The organism is Arthrobacter phoenicis, from assembly GCF_047238215.1.
GTDB lineage: Bacteria > Actinomycetota > Actinomycetes > Actinomycetales > Micrococcaceae > Arthrobacter.
Map to the genome: position 1 here is coordinate 1,061,235 of NZ_JBDFMK010000001.1, position 15,506 is coordinate 1,076,740.

Consider the following 15,506-nt stretch of genomic DNA (forward strand, 5'->3'; position numbering starts at 1 on the left):
CACCGGGGCTCCCGCACAGGGGCTCCTGCACCCGGGCTTCTGCACCCGGCCAACCGGCCGGAGGCTAGGGTTAAGCCGTGGTGCAGAAGGCTGAGCGGGTGGCGTCCCCCGGACCCCGGGGCGGAACACGCGCCGGGCGGCCGGTGGGCAACGTGACCCGCGGCACCACCAACCCCAACCGGATGCGCCGGGTGGACCGGTGGCTGGCCGGGCCGCAGGCGTGGCGGCTGCGCACCGCGGCCGACCCCCTGGTGGTGGACCTGGGCTACGGCGCCTCCCCCGCCACCGCCGTCGAACTTTTCCAGCGGCTCTCCGCCGTCCGCCCGGATGTCCGTGTGGTGGGCATCGAGATCGAACCGGAACGGGTCCGCCAGGCGAAGGCGCTGGAACGGCCCGGGCTGAGCTTTCAACTGGGCGGCTTCGAACTGCCGGTGCCCGGCCGGCCCGTGCTGGTGCGGGCCTTCAACGTGCTCCGCCAGTATGAGGAGGCCGACGTCCCGGCGATCTGGCGGCTGGTCCAGGACCGGCTGGCTCCCGGCGGACTCTTCGTCGACGGGACCTGCGACGAGATCGGGCGGAACGTCACCTGGGTGGCGCTCGACGCCGGGGGTCCGATCAGCCTGGGATTGTCCCTGCGCTTCGGGTCCGTGGAGCTGCCATCCGAGATTGCCGAACGGCTCCCGAAGGCCCTGATCCACCGCAACGTTCCCGGCGAGAAGGTGCACACCTTCCTGCAGGCACTGGACAAGGCCTGGCTGGAGGCGGCGCCGTTGGCTTCCTTCGGGCACCGGCAGCGCTGGGTGGCAACCTGCCGTGCGCTGCGGGAGGCCGGCTGGCCCGTGCTGGACGGGCCGTCCCGCTGGCGGCTCGGGGAACTGTCCGTGGCCTGGGCCGCGGTGGCTCCTGCCGGATTACTGGCCGCGGAGGGCGGCCGCCAGGGTCACCAGGGGCCGTAAGGGCCCATATTGCGGCTGCCGCCGCGGCCGGCGTCGCGGACGGCCGGACGGACGTCCGCGAGGTAAACGGAGGCCGCGGTGACGGCCGCGAGGCCGAACAGACCCAGCGGGCCGAAGAAGCCACCGCCGCCGCCCAGCAGGGACAGCAGGCCGATGGCCAGGGCGCCGCCGGTGAGGGCGAGCCAGAAGGTCTTGGTGCGCTTGGACATGGCCTCGAACGCGTTGGGCTTGTGCCGCAGGCAGTCGAAGAATGCCCACACCTCGAGCCCCAGGGCCACCAAGGCAAGGAGGAAGTAGATTCCCCTGTCGGCAAAGTCAATCAGCAAGCGTCCGTCCATGTCCCAAGCCTAACCGTCCAAAGTGGCGAGGGCCTGCTCCAAATCGGCCCACAGGTCCTCGACATTTTCGATCCCGACGCTGAGGCGCACCAGACTCTCCGGCACGCTGAGCGGCTCGGCGGTGTGCCGGCGCCGCCGTTCGATCAGGGATTCCACCCCGCCAAGGGAGGTGGCGGGCAGCCAGAGCCGCAGGCCGGTGATCATCCGGTCCGCCGCGTCAGCGCCGCTCAGCCCGCCCGCGGGAGCCATTTCGATGCAAAGGATCGAGCCGAAGCCCGTCATCTGCTCCTTGGCCCGCTGATGGCCGGGGTCCGTGGGAAGGCCCGGGTACCGGATGCTGCCCACCCGGGGATGACGGGCCAGACGCTCCGCGAGGATGGCGGCAGACGCCTGCGAGCGTTCGATCCGCAGCGCCAAGGTGCGCAGCCCGCGCAGCGCCAGCCAGGCCTCGAACGGCCCGGCGATCCCGCCGTGGATGGTGCGGTGGTGCAGCAGGCGGGCGTGCAGCGCCTCATCCGAGGTCACCAGGGCGCCGAGGACGACGTCGGAGTGCCCGGCGAGGTACTTGGTCACCGAGTGCAGCACGACGTCGGAGCCCAGGGACAGCGGCTGTTGCACCAGCGGGGTGGAGAAGGTGTTGTCCGTGATGACGATGGCCCCGGCGTCGTGGGCTGCGGCGGTGAGGGCGCGGATGTCCGCGACGCCGAGCATCGGGTTGGTGGGGCTCTCCAGCCAAAGCACGCTGGCCGGCTTGCCCTGCGCGGGCGCCAGCTGGGCCAGGACGGCGTCCGTGTCCGCGATGTCCACGGTCCGCAGTTCCAGTGCCCCGGCCTCGGCCAGTTCGGTAGCCATCACCAGTGAACCGGCATAGCTGTGCGAGGGCATCACCAGCACGCTCTGCGGCGGGACCAGGGAGAGCGCCGAGCTGACGGCCGCAAGCCCGGAGGCGTAGAGCAGCCCTGGCAGTGAGGCTCCCTCCAGCTGCGCCAGGGCCTCCTCGAAAGGGTCCCAGGTGGGGTTGGAGTACCGGCCGTAGCCGCGGTCGCCGGGGCCCAGCGGCCCGGTGCCGAAGTAGGTGGAGGACAGCACCAGCGGCGGGTTGACCGGGGCGTCGCGTTCGCGCGGCGGACGGCCCGCCGCGACCACGACGGTTTCGGCGGACAGCACGGCGGCCTGATCTTCGGAGAGACTCATGCTGACAGGGTACGTGGGGCGGCGCGGGACCCGCAGGGCGTTACGGCGCACCAGCACAGTGTCCGTGGTTGTCGGTACGCTAGAGCAGTGACTTCCCAGACTCCCGGCCCTGCCCGCGGGCCGTTCCCCGGCCTGTTGATCGCCTTCGAAGGCGGCGACGGCGCCGGCAAGTCCACGCAGGCGGCCGCGCTGGCCGCGGCGCTGGAGTCACGCGGCCTCACCGTCCTGCGCACCCGGGAGCCCGGGGGTACCCCGATTGGCGAGAAGCTGCGCTCCCTGGTGCTTGACCACGGCCACGGCGAGATCGACGGCCGGACCGAGGCGCTGATTTTCGCCGCCTCCCGCGCCGCCCACGCCGAGCAGGTCCTGCGGCCGGCCCTGGAACGCGGCGACGTGGTCCTGACCGACCGTTACATCGACTCCTCCGTCGCCTACCAGGGCGCCGGCCGGCATCTGGGCACGGACCGGGTGCGCGAGATCAACGAGTGGGCCACCGCCGGGCTCTGGCCGGACCTGACCGTCCTGCTCGACGTCGACCCCGCGGACGGGCGCCGCCGCCGCACCGCCGGGGATGCAGCCGAGGACCGGCTCGAATCCGAGGCGGACGACTTCCACGCCCGGATCCGCGGCGCCTTCCTCGAGCTCGCGGCGGCGCGGCCGGGCCAGTACCTGGTCCTGGACGCGCACCTGCCGGTGGATGACCTGGCTGCGCAGATCGCGGACCGGGTGGACGCGCTGCTGGCGCTCCGGCAAGGCAGCTCGGCATGAGTGTCTGGGACGACCTGCAGGGCCAGCCCGCCGTCGTCGACCAGCTCCGGCAGGCCGCGGAGGGCGAGGGCCTGACCCACGCCTGGCTCTTCACGGGGCCGCCGGGATCCGGCCGCTCCAACGCCGCCAAGGCCTTCGCCGCGGCCCTGAACTGCGACCAGGACGACATCAGCCGGCGCGGCTGCGGGCAGTGCCACGCCTGCCAGACGATCGTCGGCGAGACGCACTCGGACGTGACGTTCGTGCGCACCGAGAAGGTCACCATCACCATCGACGAGGCCCGCGAACTGGTGTCCACCGCCGGGAACCGGCCGTCCTCGGCGCGGTGGCGGATCATCGTGGTGGAAGACGCGGACCGGATGGCGGAGCGGACCACCAACGTGCTGCTCAAGGCCATCGAGGAACCCACCCCGCGGACCATCTGGATGCTCTGCGCCCCCTCCCCCGCGGACGTGCTGGTGACCATCCGGTCCCGCTGCCGCCCCGTGGCCCTGCGGCTGCCGCCCGCGGCCGACGTCGCCGCACTCCTGGTCAGCCGGGACGGGATCGCACCCGACGTCGCCGAGCGCGCCGCCCGCGCCGCGCAGAGCCACGTGGGCATCGCCCGCCGGCTGGCCCGGGACCCGGACGCCCGGCAGCGCCGGCTGGACACGGTCCGGTTCCCGCTGCACCTGCGCGGGGTCACCGCCGCCGTCATGATGGCGGACAAGCTGGTGAAGATCGCCACGGAGGAAGCCACCAGCTCCAACGAGGAGCGCGACGCCGCCGAGAGGGCCGCGCTGCTGGCCACCCTGGGCGCCCCCGAGAGCGGCCCGCTGCCGCCGGCGATGCGCGGCCAGGTCAAACAGCTGGAGGATGACCAGAAGCGGCGGGCCAAGCGCTCCATCACGGACTCGCTGGACCGCACGCTGACGGACCTCCTGTCCTTCTACCGCGACGTGCTGATCATCCAGATGGGCAACGCCGTGGACCTGGTCAACCTCGAACTCCGCGACGAACTCCAGGAATTCGCCGGCCGCTCCACCCCGGAGACGACGCTGGCGCGGATGGATGCCATCAACACCGCCCGGCAACGGATCACCACCTCCAACGTCGCTCCCCTGCTGGCGGTCGAGTCCATGGCCGCCAGCCTCATCTGACCCCCAGCTTCTGTCCCGCTCTTTTACGTTGTCTGTCCCGAGGAGAACCGCATGACGTCAGCACCATCCCGGCCCGCCGGCAGCCGACCCCCGTGGTCCGGCCTGCGCTCGGCCGGCGCCCTGGCACTGGGCCTGGTGCTGGCCCTGGTGCTCTCGTCCTGCACGCTGTTCGGGTCGGGCAACAACCAGTCCTCCGCGGCCCCCGCGTCCGCCGATCCGTCCATCGCGGCCGCGGCTCCGGCGGAACTGCGCAGCTTCTACACCCAGCAGCTGACCTGGTCCCGCTGCGAGGGTGACTTCCAGTGCGCCAAGGTCAAGGTCCCGGTGGACTACAGCAAGCCCGACGGCGGCAGCATCGACCTCGCCATCCTGAAGCTGGCGGCCAAGGGCGGCAACAAGAAGGGCAGCCTTCTGGTCAACCCGGGCGGCCCCGGCGGGTCCGGCGTCGACTTTGTGCGGGACGCCGGCGCCACGAACATCTCCGACAAGGTCAGGGCGAACTACGACGTCATCGGCTTCGACCCGCGCGGGGTCAAGCGTTCCGCGCCGGTCACCTGCCTCACCGACCAGGAGCGGGACGCGAACCGCGCCAAGGTCTACAAGATGGACACCGACGCCGGCCTGGCCGACGCCCTCGCTGACAACAAGGCGATCGCCGCCAAGTGCGCGGAGAAGACCGGCCCGGTCCTGGGCCACGTGGACACCGTCAGCGCCGCCAAGGACATGGACGTGCTGCGCGGGGTGCTCAACGACGCGAAGCTGAACTACCTTGGCTACTCCTACGGCACGTTCCTGGGCTCCACCTACGCCTCCCTGTTCCCGGACAACGTGGGCCACATGGTCCTGGACGGGGCACTCGATCCGTCGCTGAACTACGAGGAGCTGACCGCCGGCCAGGCGAAGGCGTTCGAGAAGGCGATCCGCGCGTACGTCACGCACTGCCTGCAGAACAGCGGCTGCCCCTTCAGCGGCAGCGCCGACGACGCCATCCGGGAGATCCAGGACATCATCGCGTCCGTCGAAGCCAGCCCGAAGACCGCCAAGGACGGCCGGGTGGTCAACGCCTCGATGTTCGTTAGCGGCTTCATCCTGCCGTTCTACAACGACGACAACTGGCCCCTGCTGACCCAGGCCCTGGACAGCGCCAAGAAGGGCGATGTCTCCCCCATGCTGCGGCTCTCCGACTTCGGCGCGGACCGGGAACCGAACGGGACCTACTCGGCGAACTCCACCTTTGCCTTCACCGCCGTCAACTGCCTGGACTACCCGATGGACGCGGACACCGCCGAGATGCGGGCCGAAGACCAGCGCCTCCGCCAGCTCTCCCCCACCCTGGGCTACTACTTCGCCTACGGCGCCACCAGCTGCAAGGACTGGCCGTACAAGAGCCAGCGCACCCCCGCACCGGTGCAGTACAAGGGCTCCACGGACATCGTGGTCATCGGCACCACCGGGGACCCTGCGACGCCGGTGGAGTGGGCCGGTTCGCTGCGGAAGCAGCTGGGCAAGGCCTCGCTGCTGACCTGGAAGGGTGAGGGCCACACCGCCTACGGCCGGTCCAACAGTTGCATCGGCAACGCGGTGGACGGGTACCTCGTGGACGGCAAAACCCCGGCGGACAACACCGTCTGCTAGGGCCGTTCCGGGGCTGTGTCCGCGTCCGTTCCGGTCATTTTGACCCGGGCGCGGACCCTCCATTACAGTTGACTCTTGCATGATCCGCCCGGTCCGCCGGAGGCTCACGCGGTGCTTCCTTAGCTCAGTCGGTAGAGCGTTTCACTCGTAATGAAAAGGTCATCAGTTCGATTCTGATAGGAAGCTCGAAGAAATCCCCTAGAACTCAACGGTCCTGGGGGATTTTTCGTTTCCCGAAATTGCTCAGGTGTACTCCACGGTGTACTCATTGCTCATAGTCGTGCACCCGGATGCGTCGCAGCGCACCGCCTCGCTGGCGTACAAAAAAGCCCCCGCACTCACATCCACGAGTGCGGGGGCTTTTCGTCGTCTCAGAGGCGCTTGGAGGCCCGCACGGAGGCCACCAGAAGGGCCAACAGGTCCAGGTTGATACCAGCGCATATGTCAGCCAGGTCTTGGGTGGTGAATGACGCCTCGTCGCGGAGCCGCTTCGTCACGTAGCCGGGCGAGCGGTTGGCAGCATCGGCTATCTGCCTGGCGCTGATCCCGTGGCGGCCCATAACTCCTCGGAGCTCTGCTGTCACGGCTCTCGAAAAGGCGCCGGGAGTCGGCTCAGAACCACTGGGCATTGCAACAATCTAAGCGAGAATTCGGCCGAACTGCGCCCTGACCTGCACGAACGTCCCATACAAGCTGTGTCGTCACATATGTGCTCACAGGTGTATCCCAGCTTCACCCCCGCCGGCGACCAGCTTTGCACTGTAGATGCGCTAAATTAGCTGGCGTGGGTGTACTCATTCACAATGTCGGCGGATGCCGATAGGGTTGATTACTCGAACAGATATTCGAATTTACAAGCGGGGGTATGAATGGGCGTAGAAGCCAGGAAAATCGAGACGGTGCGCGACCTGGTGGACGCTGCCGAACTCGCCGGCGTGCGCCCATCAGAACTCATCGAGACAGTCGAGCCTCGGCGCGCTCCATGAGCTGACGCGGGCTCAAGCCGAAGGTTTCGGCGATCCGAAAGAAGGTCGGCATCGGGATTGAGCGCTTGCCCGTCATGTAGCGATTGAGGGTTGCGCGCTCAATCTCGATAGCCTCGGCCAGGTCCTTTTGGTCCATAGACCGCTCGACCAGCTCCACCTTGATCTGGGTGGCAATGGCTGCTTCGAGTCCCTCAAACGTGTTCATGTGTCCAAACTTAACTACATTTGGACAACTTAACAACTCCTTCGGCAACTTTTGTTGCCCAAACGGACTACTCAATTTTCGAAACGGACTACTGAGACACGCCAATGTGTCGTACTTGCGATTGTCCGAACGAACACTTACGGTGGCTACATGAACACCACAACACGCCACGTGAACAACGCGGCAGACGCCGACGTAGCAGACCGAATCATGCACGCCATGATCGTCAAGGGCATCACCAGGAAGGCCCTCGCCGAGAACACCGGCCTCTCGTACTCCAAACTCCGACGCAGCCTCGAACAGCACCGCGACGACGCCCGCAGCTTCACAGTCGAAGAACTCCGCAAAGTCGCTGGAGCACTCAACGTAGCACCGTCGACCATCCTCCCAGCAGACTTCATGGCGGCGGCGGTATGAGCCAGATCGCCTACACCTACGAGCAAGCCGCGCAGCAGACCGGCTACTCCATCCGCACCATCAAGCAAGCCGTATACGACGGCCACCTGCTCGCCCGATACGCGAACACAAAAGCAGTCATCCGCCACGCGGACCTTGACGCTTGGCTCGACCAGCTCCCCGCAGAACCGCCAAGCAAGTAGCAGTACCAGCCGCAGCGCCAGGCGCCGGCCAGATCCACCTTTCGCCCGCATCAGGGCACCCCACCCACACCTCTTTACCTCACCCGGTGTTCCACTGCCGGAGAAAGGGCGATTCGTCATGCCCAATTTGCTCCCCATCGTGATGCGTAAGAACACGGAAGACGGCCTCGGTCTCACGTTCTCGCAGATGAAGAAGTCTGCCCGGCGGTTCGAGAAGCGCTGCGAGGGCTGGTTGCAGGAGGACGCGGAAGCGTACGTGCTGCAACACCAGGATCCGACCGGCGAGGAAGCGGTCAAGAACGTCATGCAGCAGGCGAACGAAGCGGCGGCCGCCCGTCGAGTTGCGGAGGCGGCATGAGCGACACAGGCGCCCGCCGCGGCACCCGCCGGAACCTCAGCAGGCAGCCGATACAGGGGCGGCCGACTGGCGGCCAAAAGGTCAAGCACTCCCCCATCAGCCCGGACGAGCTCGCGTTCATCATCGACCGGGCCCGTGAGCAGCGCACCGAGGAAGACAACAGTGCCTATCGAAGGGGTAAGCGGTGAAGGCAGCAGTCCTGGAGGACAACAACTGGTCTGCGGACGCGGTCGCCACGATCGAGGGTCTGGTGAACGCGCAGAGTCTTGTCACTGCGGATGATCTCCGCCGGGAAATGCGCCCGGCCCCGCACCCGAACCATGTCGGCGCCGCGTTCATCGCCGCGAAGACGCTCGGGTACATCGAAGCGGACGGCTTCACGACCAGTAACACCACCACGCGCCGGCACGGGGTCATCCGTACCTGGCGCCGCAAAGTCCAAGGAGCAGGTCAGTGATCAACGGTTTCTTCATGCTCGTATTCGCCGCGGTGATCTTCGGTGCGGTCGTGTACATCCCCCGGGCAATCCGCTTGGACCGGATAGATGCCTACCACCTGATGCACGGGCCCAGTTCCGGCTGTGTTGAATGCGAGGGCAAATGAGCGGCATGCCCGGGTTCGCATCGGCCGAACGCTACTTCGAGAACATGACCCCGCCGGACGACATCGACCAGTGCGAGGACGGCGACTGTGACGAGTGCACTGAGTGCTTGGCCGCCATCGCCCAGGATGAGGCGGACGAGTACGCGGACCAGCTGCGGAAGGACGGGCGGTGGGATCGTGATTGATCCTGTGGCTATCGCCGCCGCCCTCGCGTCCGCTGAGGCCACGGTGGCGTCCCTTGAAGCAGTCGCCCGCCGTCACGCTGGCAAACCCACCGAACTCGACGCCAGGATCCTTCTGCGCGTCTCCCGCCGCATCACCCGCAATCTTCGCCAGCTTCTGGCAGCAACCGAGAGAAGGACAGCATGACCATAACCAATCCCCGCCGTCGGTCCCCGTGGCGGTTCACCCGCCGCCTCACCGACATCCTCGGCGCCCAGTTGGTCCCCGGCCGCCACTACCAGTTCGGGGCAGGCAAATGAGCGACACCGCGACCAACACACACGTGGCCATGGCGAAGTTCCGCCAGGAGGGCCTTCACGAATGGCAGTCACAGGAGGGCGAGACAGAGGCAAGCATTCTCGTCGAGGCCATCGATGGGCAGATCGAAGCCACGCTTGCCCTCACTTACGAACAGCGGACCGCCAACCTCATCGCTTACCAGGCGAACGTTGAGGCGTCATACGCCAAGGCGCCGCTCAAGCCCCGGTCCGACAATGCCCAGCGGCTCAACCAGACCATCATCGAACGGCTGGACCTAGCATGAGCGGCTACGTGTTCGGCCAGCGCGTCCACTTCGTCTCCCACCTCGAGCGCCGCTATGTAGAGATCCCAGGGTCCAGTCAGTGGGAGAAGAAGTGGACGCCGAAGCTGACGTACAAGGGCGAACTGGACGGCGCCGGCGAGGGCATCATTATCGGCAAGCGCACCCTGGCCAACGGCGAGAACCAGTACAACGGCTACGACGAGCCCATCACGTTCATCCCGAAGGAGCGCGTCACCGCATTTCTTGTGGCGTTCGACCTGCACCGGAAGCCCGTCCACGTCCTGCCCGAACACATCGAGGTGATCCCGTGATCCCGGGTGCTTCGATCACTCCCCCGGTGGAGTCGGCGACCCGTTACCGGGCGTTGCTGAAAGCCCGCCGCGACGCAGCAGACGCCACCGCCCGCGCCGAACAGGCCTACCGGGAAGCCGAAACCGCACGCGCCCGGCTCAACACCCTCGAAACCCAACACGCACAGGAGACCCGATGAGCAAGACCAGCACCCGCCTCGCCGGCCACGAGCTGCACGGCGAAGGGGCCGCCCACGACAAGCGCGGGGCCAGGATTTACCAGGGCACCGGAGGATGGGGTTTCGCGCTCTGTTCTTGCGGTTCTAAGTCCGACTACCTCACCTCGGGAAACGCCAGGAAGCAGTGGCACCGGGACCACAAGGACAAGATCCGCACCGCAGAGGAGACCCGATGAGCACCGAACGCGACGAACTGGCCTCCGTGATTATCGAGGCCTATGGCGAGGACGCCTGCGAAACCCCGTGTCAGCAGGACATGGACGTAGCCGACCACATCCTTGCCGCCGGCTACCGGAAGCCCCGGACGATCACCACCGTGGAGGAACTCGACGCGCTGGCTGAGGGTTCGGTGATCCTATCCAACGGCGGCGAAGACTCCGCGCAGAAGGACGGCGAAGGCTACTGGTACCTCTGGGGCGGAGACATCGGTCTCACCCCCGAGGAGATCAACCTCCCCGCATCGGTTCTCCACAACTCCGACGAGGCTGCAGCATGAGCACCCCGGACCAGGCACTCGCCCCCATCAAAGCGAGACTCGAAGCAGAGGTCGCCAAGTGATCCCTGACGAAGCGGTAGAAGCGGCACTGTCCGCGTGGGCAGATCGTAAAGCCGTGTTTCCAAGAGACGTTGCCCGGCACATGCTCGAAGCTGCGGCCCCGCACCTGATTCCTAGTCGAAACCTACTCATTAATCTCATCGCGGATGCTTACGGCGACAAGAACAACGGCCACCTGTCCGTGAAGGCCGCCGACAACATCCGCGCCGCCTTGTCCGAGGCGCTGGGGAAATGACGCCAATGTGTAAGTTTCCCGGCTGCGAGCGGCCGCTCCGGGCACGCGGAATGTGTGCAGGGCACTACAACCAGTGGCACGCCGGCAAGGATCTGACGGACCTCAATATGGCATTCGCCAACAACGTCCCGGCGGTCGAACGATTCTGGGCAAGCGTGGACGATACGGCGGAATGCTGGGAATGGACCGGACGCAAGAACACCAAGGGGTACGGCGCGCTGTGCGTGTCCGGTAAGCAAGTGAAAGCCCACCGCTTCTCCTATGAGACCTACGTCGGCCCCATACCGGCAGGAGCGCAGATCGACCACAGGTGCCACAACAAAGCATGCGTAAAGCCCGCGCACCTGCGGCTAGCAAGCCACAAGCAGAACCGCGAAAACCTTATCGGCGCTCAGAGGAACAATCATTCGTCCGGGGTTCGAGGCGTCTACTGGAAGACCGATGTCGGAAAGTGGCATGCCGTCGTTAGGCATGCTAACCGCAGTTACAACGTCGGCTACTTTACCGATCTTCGAGAAGCCGAGAAAGCTGTCGTAGCAAAGCGCAATGAGCTCTACACCCACAACGACACGGATAGGAAGGCTTCATGATCAGCCAGGAACAGATCGCCAAGGTACTCGCCGAGCACTGGTCGAGGTCATCGCACACGGATGCCAAGCCATACGTTGACAAGTGCGACGGGTGCGGCGCGGTGATCTACACATGGGGCGACCCGAACCCTGCTGACGGCGTCGAAGGTCTCGCCGCCCATCAGGCCGCCGTGTTGGCGCCCCTGTTCGCTGAGGCGCAGGCCGAAGCACTCAGGGAAGCCGCGGACGAACTGGCCAGGCTCCCCTACGTGAAGCCGGGCGACGATGGCCGGGCCGAGTACGAGCGCGTCCTTGCTGTCCGTCGCGGTGACACTGACCGGTGGCTCAAAGAGCGCGCCACGCACATTGAGGGCCGGGCGCTGGTAGCCGGAATCCACGAACGGAAGAAGGCACAGGGATGAGCGACTTCCTAGACGTGATCTACCGGCTACGGGATATGGCGGGCAAAGAAGCGGACAAGCTGCAGGCGTCCATCAACGAAGCCCAGGCAATTGCGGACAAGCTCAATGCCTTCGCCCACGACGCGGAAGACGTTGCGGAACTCGCTGCTGCGTCCGACCTGTTCCCGGAGGCCCACGCGCTTGTTCCTGAGCGGTCCGGACTGACGCGCATCTAGCCCAAGCCGTGAACGACTGATTACCAATACTCAACCACCGCCGGATAGGCGGTTTTTTATTGCCCAGATTGGGGACACATGAGCCTACAAACCTTCGAGAACCTCGCCCAAGGCAGTGACGAATGGCTGGCGGAGCGGTGCGGCATTATCACCGCCTCCGTAATCGGCCAGCTCGTCACCTCCCGCCAACCCACCGCCATCGAAACCGACTGCCCGGAATGCGGTTCCACCGTTGGCGACCCGTGCACCGGGAAACGATCACCCGGGCCCCTCAAAACACTCCACCCAGCCCGGGCATCCGCCGCCCGGGAACTGGATCGGGTCATCGCCGCCGATGTCACCAGCGACACGGCGCTCGGCCTCATCATGACCCTCGCCGCCGAACGCATCACCGGCCACGTCGAACCAGCCCAACAGTCCCGGGCCATGGAACGCGGCACCCTCGACGAGCCATACGCCCGAGCCTCCTACTCCGAACACCACGCACCCGTCACCGAACTCGGATTCATGGTCCGGCACTACGACGGCTTCAAGATCGGGTACTCGCCGGATGGTCTCGTTGGTGAAGACGGGCTCATCGAGATCAAGAGCCGCGCCCAGAAAGCGCAGCTCAAGACGGTCCTGGCCGATGAGGTGCCGGGAGAGAACATGGCCCAGCTGCAGACAGGGTTGCTCGTCTCCGGCCGGGCGTGGATCGACTACACCAGCTACTGCGGCGGCATGAAGCTCTGGACCAAACGTGTCTACCCGGACCCGGTCTGGCATGCGGCCATCCTCAACGCTGCCAGGCACTTCGAGACGACGGCCACCGGCATGGTCAGCAACTACCTCAACGCCACCGCCAACATGCCCGACACCGAGCGGATCGACCACTACCTAGAACTGGAGTTGAAGCTGTGAAAATCACCGCCGAGCCACGCTCAGACCAATGGAACGCCGACGACTTCACCGGGGGCCCGCGGATCTTCACCGTCGCAGGGGTGAAGAACGGGGCGGCCGAACAGAAGTACGACGTCGAACTCGTTGAAGGGGAAGGCCGAGTCTGGCGGCCGCCACTGGGAATGCTCCGCGTCCTCATGGAGGCGTGGGGCGATCAGGCCTCAGTGTGGGTTGGCCGGCGCGTCACGCTCTACAAGGACCCGACCGTCCGGTTCGGCAAGGAAGTGCCGGGCGGGATCCGCATCTCCCACCTCTCCCACATCGGGGGCAAGCCGTTGAACGTTCCGATCACCGTCGCCCGCGGAACACGCCGGACCTACACCGTCCAGCCCCTGCCCGACGAAGCAGCCGCTCAGTCCCAGCAACCCTCCGAACCCTGGCGGGAGCAATGGCAGGCGATCACCAGCGCACTAACCGCTGCTGGCCACGAAGGCGACGGCAAGCAGATGCTCGCCATAGCCGGGCAAGTCATCGGCGCCACATGGACCCACCCGAACAAGATCACCGCCGAGGAAGCGCAGAACATCCTCGCCACCATCCAAGCGAACGACCCCCAGGAGCCAAACGCATGAGCAAGATCATCCGACTCGCATCCACGAACTACAAGCGCCTCACCGCCGCCGAGATCGTCCCCGACCCGGACGGCAACCTCGTCATCGTGGCCGGGAAGAACGGGCAGGGCAAGACGTCCATCCTCGACAGCATCACCGCGGCCCTCGGAGGCGTGAACGCAAAGACCACGCCGAAGCCAATCCGGGAAGGTGAGGAACGCGCCGAGATTGTCCTCGAAACCGAGGACCTCATCGTCACCCGCAAGTTCACCTCTTCCGGGTCCACGCTCACCGTCAAATCCCCCGACGGAGCCGTCTACCCCAAGGGCCAGGCCAAGCTTGATGACCTCCTCGGCAAGCTGTCTCTCGACCCGCTCGCTTTCACCCAGCTCTCCGACAAAGACCAGCTGGCCACCCTGCTGAACCTCGTTGACCTGCCGTTCGACCTGGACGAGCTCGCAACCGAGCGGAAGGACATCTTCGAGCGGCGAACGGACGCCAACCGCAAGGTCAAGGAACTGACCGCCCGGACCGCGGAGTACGGCACGACGACGGCCGACCTGCCGGACGAAGAGGTCAGCGTCTCGGCGCTCGTCAACGCCTACCGAGACGGACAGGCGCTCAACCACCAGATCGATGTGGCCCTAACGGAGCGGGACGGCTGGGCCGGCAAGGTGGAGCGGGTCAGGCTCGAACTGGAAGAGGCTGAGCGGCAGCTGCGGGAAGCTCAGGATCGCGTGGACTCGGCTCCGGAGAAAGTCGACCTCGACGCGATCGAAGCCCAGGTGGACGGCGCCGAGGCAATCAACACCGCTGTCCGCAAGCGCAAGGCGGGTGAGCAGGTCCGCGCCGACCTGCTCATCGCCCAGCAGGAAGCGGAAACCCTCACGGACGCCATTCAAGAGATCGACGCTCAGAAGGCTGCCGGCCTCGAATCCGCGACCTTCCCCATCGATGGTCTCGGCTTCGACGAAACCGGCGTCACCTACCGTGGCGTCCCCTTCAAGCAGGCATCCGGGGCCGAGCAGCTGCGCGTATCGCTGGCCATGGCAATTGCACTCAACCCCAAGCTCCGTGTCATCCGCATCGCCGACGGCTCCCTGCTCGACTCAGACAACCTCGCACTTGTCGAAGCTGCGGCGAAGGAGCACGACTACCAGGTGTGGATCGAGATGGTCGGTGATGGCGACGGCCGCGGAATCATCATCGAAGACGGGAGCGTGAAGGCATGACCACCATCAAGACGACCGTCGAGCACGAAGGAAAGACATACTCCGGTCAGATCGGCACCATCAAGAGCACGTCACTCGGCACGCAGGACCCCGGCATCATGACAGCCATGCTGCACATCGAGTGGAAAGGCGGCGGGATTGGCGTCGGCGGCTACACCCTGGACGAGCCACGCAAGGACGACGACGGCAAGCACCTCGGCCGATTCGGCACAGCGTACGGCCTCGACCACATCATGCGGATCCTTGAGACCGTCGGCGTCGACCGCTGGGAACAGCTACCCGGCAAGCAAGTCATCGTCCTCTTCGAAGGCAAAGGCGGATTGGGCTCAATTTCCTGTGGCATCGCCGGAATCACCAACGAAAAGGTGCTGGACATCAAGTCCCACGCGTCATCGTTCATCGATGAAGACAACCCGTAAACGACTAAGCCCGGGGATTACCGGACCAACCCGACCGACCACAAGCCGCCAGAGAGCGGCTTTTTTCATGCCCACAAGCAAAGGAATGCCATGACCACCACAGCAGCACCTGTCCGTTTCGCCACCTACCCGGGCGACTGCACCCACATCATCGGCGAAGTCAAGGGCCCGAACAACCTCGGCGAATCGCTCCGAGCCGTCACGGCCGTTTATGACCCTGCAACTGACAAGACCCGCGTCGGGTTCGCCTACTTCACCAACTAGCCCACACACCCGGCGCCCGGCCGCTCCC

30 protein-coding genes and 1 tRNA gene are annotated in these 15,506 nt (G+C 66.1%); 27 read left to right on the top strand and 4 right to left on the bottom strand.

Going from position 1 to position 15,506, the window contains the following annotated elements; translation table 11 throughout:
* Positions 1-77: 77 nt before the first annotated feature.
* A complete protein-coding gene (locus ABC337_RS04710) occupies positions 78-956 on the top strand; it encodes a class I SAM-dependent methyltransferase (RefSeq protein WP_412882153.1) in 879 nt (292 codons plus the stop codon).
* Here the strand turns inward: ABC337_RS04710 and ABC337_RS04715 are convergent.
* Both ABC337_RS04715 and ABC337_RS04720 read right to left on the bottom strand, forming a co-directional pair.
* Positions 941-1,294, bottom strand: coding sequence for a DUF2516 family protein (locus ABC337_RS04715; protein WP_290256501.1), 354 nt, complete (start codon positions 1,292-1,294; stop codon positions 941-943). The two genes, ABC337_RS04710 and ABC337_RS04715, sit on opposite strands and share 16 nt — an antisense overlap.
* 9 nt (positions 1,295-1,303) lie before the next feature.
* On the bottom strand, positions 1,304-2,488 hold the full coding sequence (locus ABC337_RS04720) for a trans-sulfuration enzyme family protein (RefSeq protein WP_412882152.1): 1,185 nt from the start codon (positions 2,486-2,488) through the stop codon (positions 1,304-1,306).
* Between the two features lie 87 nt (positions 2,489-2,575).
* Between ABC337_RS04720 and tmk the strand changes: the two genes are divergently transcribed.
* The 4 genes from tmk (at position 2,576) to ABC337_RS04740 (ending at position 6,216) form a co-directional block, all read left to right on the top strand.
* Positions 2,576-3,256 (top strand): dTMP kinase, encoded by a 681-nt coding sequence (gene tmk, locus ABC337_RS04725; RefSeq protein ID WP_412882151.1) that lies wholly within the window; start codon positions 2,576-2,578, stop codon positions 3,254-3,256.
* Positions 3,253-4,395 carry a DNA polymerase III subunit delta' gene (locus tag ABC337_RS04730; protein WP_412882150.1) on the top strand — a complete coding sequence of 381 codons (1,143 nt, stop codon included), beginning with the start codon at positions 3,253-3,255 and terminating at the stop codon, positions 4,393-4,395. Before tmk ends, ABC337_RS04730 begins: the two co-directional genes overlap by 4 nt.
* 51 nt (positions 4,396-4,446) lie before the next feature.
* The gene (locus ABC337_RS04735; RefSeq protein WP_412882149.1) at positions 4,447-6,030 is read left to right on the top strand and encodes an alpha/beta hydrolase; all 1,584 of its coding nucleotides are present in this window, start codon (positions 4,447-4,449) and stop codon (positions 6,028-6,030) included.
* A gap of 113 nt (positions 6,031-6,143) precedes the next feature.
* A tRNA-Thr gene (locus ABC337_RS04740) sits at positions 6,144-6,216 on the top strand.
* A gap of 185 nt (positions 6,217-6,401) precedes the next feature.
* On the opposite strand, the gene ABC337_RS04745 is transcribed toward ABC337_RS04740, so the two are convergent.
* Positions 6,402-6,614, bottom strand: a complete 213-nt coding sequence (locus ABC337_RS04745) for a hypothetical protein (protein ID WP_412882148.1) — start codon at positions 6,612-6,614, stop codon at positions 6,402-6,404.
* Between the two features lie 367 nt (positions 6,615-6,981).
* Entirely contained in the window at positions 6,982-7,221 is a 240-nt protein-coding gene (locus ABC337_RS04750) for a helix-turn-helix domain-containing protein (RefSeq protein ID WP_412882147.1), read from the bottom strand.
* Positions 7,222-7,371: 150 nt separating this feature from the next.
* On the opposite strand from ABC337_RS04750, the gene ABC337_RS04755 reads away from it, so the two are divergent.
* The 22 genes from ABC337_RS04755 to ABC337_RS04860 all read left to right on the top strand — a co-directional run bounded on the left by ABC337_RS04755 (position 7,372) and on the right by ABC337_RS04860 (position 15,478).
* Complete coding sequence (locus ABC337_RS04755; protein WP_412882146.1) at positions 7,372-7,638, top strand: helix-turn-helix domain-containing protein; 267 nt, start codon at positions 7,372-7,374, stop codon at positions 7,636-7,638.
* A complete protein-coding gene (locus ABC337_RS04760; protein WP_412882145.1) occupies positions 7,635-7,820 on the top strand; it encodes a helix-turn-helix domain-containing protein in 186 nt (61 codons plus the stop codon). Before ABC337_RS04755 ends, ABC337_RS04760 begins: the two co-directional genes overlap by 4 nt.
* Before the next feature lie 118 nt (positions 7,821-7,938).
* A complete protein-coding gene (locus ABC337_RS04765) occupies positions 7,939-8,178 on the top strand; it encodes a hypothetical protein (protein ID WP_412882144.1) in 240 nt (79 codons plus the stop codon).
* Entirely contained in the window at positions 8,175-8,366 is a 192-nt protein-coding gene (locus ABC337_RS04770) for a hypothetical protein (protein ID WP_412882143.1), read from the top strand. Before ABC337_RS04765 ends, ABC337_RS04770 begins: the two co-directional genes overlap by 4 nt.
* On the top strand, positions 8,363-8,635 hold the full coding sequence (locus ABC337_RS04775) for a hypothetical protein (protein WP_412882142.1): 273 nt from the start codon (positions 8,363-8,365) through the stop codon (positions 8,633-8,635). The genes ABC337_RS04770 and ABC337_RS04775 overlap by 4 nt, the downstream gene beginning before the upstream one ends.
* Positions 8,632-8,781 carry a hypothetical protein gene (locus ABC337_RS04780; RefSeq protein WP_412882141.1) on the top strand — a complete coding sequence of 50 codons (150 nt, stop codon included), beginning with the start codon at positions 8,632-8,634 and terminating at the stop codon, positions 8,779-8,781. The genes ABC337_RS04775 and ABC337_RS04780 overlap by 4 nt, the downstream gene beginning before the upstream one ends.
* Positions 8,778-8,966: a hypothetical protein gene (locus ABC337_RS04785; protein WP_412882140.1), complete on the top strand. Its 189-nt coding sequence runs from the start codon at positions 8,778-8,780 to the stop codon at positions 8,964-8,966. Before ABC337_RS04780 ends, ABC337_RS04785 begins: the two co-directional genes overlap by 4 nt.
* Entirely contained in the window at positions 8,959-9,150 is a 192-nt protein-coding gene (locus tag ABC337_RS04790) for a hypothetical protein (protein ID WP_412882139.1), read from the top strand. The genes ABC337_RS04785 and ABC337_RS04790 overlap by 8 nt, the downstream gene beginning before the upstream one ends.
* Positions 9,151-9,259: 109 nt before the next feature.
* A complete protein-coding gene (locus ABC337_RS04795) occupies positions 9,260-9,547 on the top strand; it encodes a hypothetical protein (protein ID WP_412882138.1) in 288 nt (95 codons plus the stop codon).
* Positions 9,544-9,858, top strand: coding sequence for a hypothetical protein (locus ABC337_RS04800; RefSeq protein ID WP_412882137.1), 315 nt, complete (start codon positions 9,544-9,546; stop codon positions 9,856-9,858). Before ABC337_RS04795 ends, ABC337_RS04800 begins: the two co-directional genes overlap by 4 nt.
* Positions 9,855-10,037 (top strand): hypothetical protein, encoded by a 183-nt coding sequence (locus tag ABC337_RS04805; protein WP_412882136.1) that lies wholly within the window; start codon positions 9,855-9,857, stop codon positions 10,035-10,037. Before ABC337_RS04800 ends, ABC337_RS04805 begins: the two co-directional genes overlap by 4 nt.
* Entirely contained in the window at positions 10,034-10,252 is a 219-nt protein-coding gene (locus ABC337_RS04810; RefSeq protein WP_412882135.1) for a hypothetical protein, read from the top strand. The genes ABC337_RS04805 and ABC337_RS04810 overlap by 4 nt, the downstream gene beginning before the upstream one ends.
* Complete coding sequence (locus ABC337_RS04815; RefSeq protein WP_412882134.1) at positions 10,249-10,572, top strand: hypothetical protein; 324 nt, start codon at positions 10,249-10,251, stop codon at positions 10,570-10,572. The genes ABC337_RS04810 and ABC337_RS04815 overlap by 4 nt, the downstream gene beginning before the upstream one ends.
* Positions 10,573-10,630: 58 nt before the next feature.
* The gene (locus tag ABC337_RS04820) at positions 10,631-10,867 is read left to right on the top strand and encodes a hypothetical protein (protein WP_412882133.1); all 237 of its coding nucleotides are present in this window, start codon (positions 10,631-10,633) and stop codon (positions 10,865-10,867) included.
* A 107-nt stretch (positions 10,868-10,974) separates the two neighbouring features.
* Complete coding sequence (locus tag ABC337_RS04825) at positions 10,975-11,457, top strand: HNH endonuclease (protein ID WP_412882132.1); 483 nt, start codon at positions 10,975-10,977, stop codon at positions 11,455-11,457.
* The gene (locus ABC337_RS04830) at positions 11,454-11,858 is read left to right on the top strand and encodes a hypothetical protein (protein WP_412882131.1); all 405 of its coding nucleotides are present in this window, start codon (positions 11,454-11,456) and stop codon (positions 11,856-11,858) included. Before ABC337_RS04825 ends, ABC337_RS04830 begins: the two co-directional genes overlap by 4 nt.
* On the top strand, positions 11,855-12,073 hold the full coding sequence (locus ABC337_RS04835) for a hypothetical protein (RefSeq protein ID WP_412882130.1): 219 nt from the start codon (positions 11,855-11,857) through the stop codon (positions 12,071-12,073). The genes ABC337_RS04830 and ABC337_RS04835 overlap by 4 nt, the downstream gene beginning before the upstream one ends.
* A 78-nt stretch (positions 12,074-12,151) precedes the next feature.
* Entirely contained in the window at positions 12,152-12,973 is an 822-nt protein-coding gene (locus ABC337_RS04840; protein WP_412882129.1) for a YqaJ viral recombinase family protein, read from the top strand.
* Positions 12,970-13,584, top strand: coding sequence for a hypothetical protein (locus tag ABC337_RS04845; protein WP_412882128.1), 615 nt, complete (start codon positions 12,970-12,972; stop codon positions 13,582-13,584). The genes ABC337_RS04840 and ABC337_RS04845 overlap by 4 nt, the downstream gene beginning before the upstream one ends.
* Entirely contained in the window at positions 13,581-14,795 is a 1,215-nt protein-coding gene (locus ABC337_RS04850; RefSeq protein WP_412882127.1) for an AAA family ATPase, read from the top strand. The genes ABC337_RS04845 and ABC337_RS04850 overlap by 4 nt, the downstream gene beginning before the upstream one ends.
* Positions 14,792-15,214, top strand: a complete 423-nt coding sequence (locus ABC337_RS04855) for a hypothetical protein (RefSeq protein ID WP_412882126.1) — start codon at positions 14,792-14,794, stop codon at positions 15,212-15,214. The genes ABC337_RS04850 and ABC337_RS04855 overlap by 4 nt, the downstream gene beginning before the upstream one ends.
* A gap of 90 nt (positions 15,215-15,304) precedes the next feature.
* Positions 15,305-15,478 (top strand): hypothetical protein, encoded by a 174-nt coding sequence (locus ABC337_RS04860; protein ID WP_412882125.1) that lies wholly within the window; start codon positions 15,305-15,307, stop codon positions 15,476-15,478.
* Positions 15,479-15,506: the final 28 nt, after the last annotated feature.

Bases quoted from the DNA above. Each gene is read 5' to 3' on its own strand.
- ABC337_RS04760 (WP_412882145.1), top strand. From the start codon at position 7,635: ATGAGCCAGATCGCCTACACCTACGAGCAAGCCGCGCAGCAGACCGGC.
- ABC337_RS04810 (WP_412882135.1), top strand. From the start codon at position 10,034: ATGAGCAAGACCAGCACCCGCCTCGCCGGCCACGAGCTGCACGGCGAA.
- ABC337_RS04730 (WP_412882150.1), top strand. From the start codon at position 3,253: ATGAGTGTCTGGGACGACCTGCAGGGCCAGCCCGCCGTCGTCGACCAG.
- ABC337_RS04800 (WP_412882137.1), top strand. From the start codon at position 9,544: ATGAGCGGCTACGTGTTCGGCCAGCGCGTCCACTTCGTCTCCCACCTC.
- ABC337_RS04840 (WP_412882129.1), top strand. From the start codon at position 12,152: ATGAGCCTACAAACCTTCGAGAACCTCGCCCAAGGCAGTGACGAATGG.
- ABC337_RS04835 (WP_412882130.1), top strand. From the start codon at position 11,855: ATGAGCGACTTCCTAGACGTGATCTACCGGCTACGGGATATGGCGGGC.
- ABC337_RS04850 (WP_412882127.1), top strand. From the start codon at position 13,581: ATGAGCAAGATCATCCGACTCGCATCCACGAACTACAAGCGCCTCACC.
- ABC337_RS04830 (WP_412882131.1), top strand. From the start codon at position 11,454: ATGATCAGCCAGGAACAGATCGCCAAGGTACTCGCCGAGCACTGGTCG.
- ABC337_RS04795 (WP_412882138.1), top strand. From the start codon at position 9,260: ATGAGCGACACCGCGACCAACACACACGTGGCCATGGCGAAGTTCCGC.
- ABC337_RS04755 (WP_412882146.1), top strand. From the start codon at position 7,372: ATGAACACCACAACACGCCACGTGAACAACGCGGCAGACGCCGACGTA.
- ABC337_RS04715 (WP_290256501.1), bottom strand. From the start codon at position 1,294: ATGGACGGACGCTTGCTGATTGACTTTGCCGACAGGGGAATCTACTTC.
- ABC337_RS04735 (WP_412882149.1), top strand. From the start codon at position 4,447: ATGACGTCAGCACCATCCCGGCCCGCCGGCAGCCGACCCCCGTGGTCC.
- ABC337_RS04825 (WP_412882132.1), top strand. From the start codon at position 10,975: ATGGCATTCGCCAACAACGTCCCGGCGGTCGAACGATTCTGGGCAAGC.
- ABC337_RS04815 (WP_412882134.1), top strand. From the start codon at position 10,249: ATGAGCACCGAACGCGACGAACTGGCCTCCGTGATTATCGAGGCCTAT.
- ABC337_RS04720 (WP_412882152.1), bottom strand. From the start codon at position 2,488: ATGAGTCTCTCCGAAGATCAGGCCGCCGTGCTGTCCGCCGAAACCGTC.
- ABC337_RS04765 (WP_412882144.1), top strand. From the start codon at position 7,939: ATGCCCAATTTGCTCCCCATCGTGATGCGTAAGAACACGGAAGACGGC.
- ABC337_RS04855 (WP_412882126.1), top strand. From the start codon at position 14,792: ATGACCACCATCAAGACGACCGTCGAGCACGAAGGAAAGACATACTCC.
- ABC337_RS04750 (WP_412882147.1), bottom strand. From the start codon at position 7,221: ATGAACACGTTTGAGGGACTCGAAGCAGCCATTGCCACCCAGATCAAG.
- ABC337_RS04770 (WP_412882143.1), top strand. From the start codon at position 8,175: ATGAGCGACACAGGCGCCCGCCGCGGCACCCGCCGGAACCTCAGCAGG.
- ABC337_RS04860 (WP_412882125.1), top strand. From the start codon at position 15,305: ATGACCACCACAGCAGCACCTGTCCGTTTCGCCACCTACCCGGGCGAC.
- ABC337_RS04785 (WP_412882140.1), top strand. From the start codon at position 8,778: ATGAGCGGCATGCCCGGGTTCGCATCGGCCGAACGCTACTTCGAGAAC.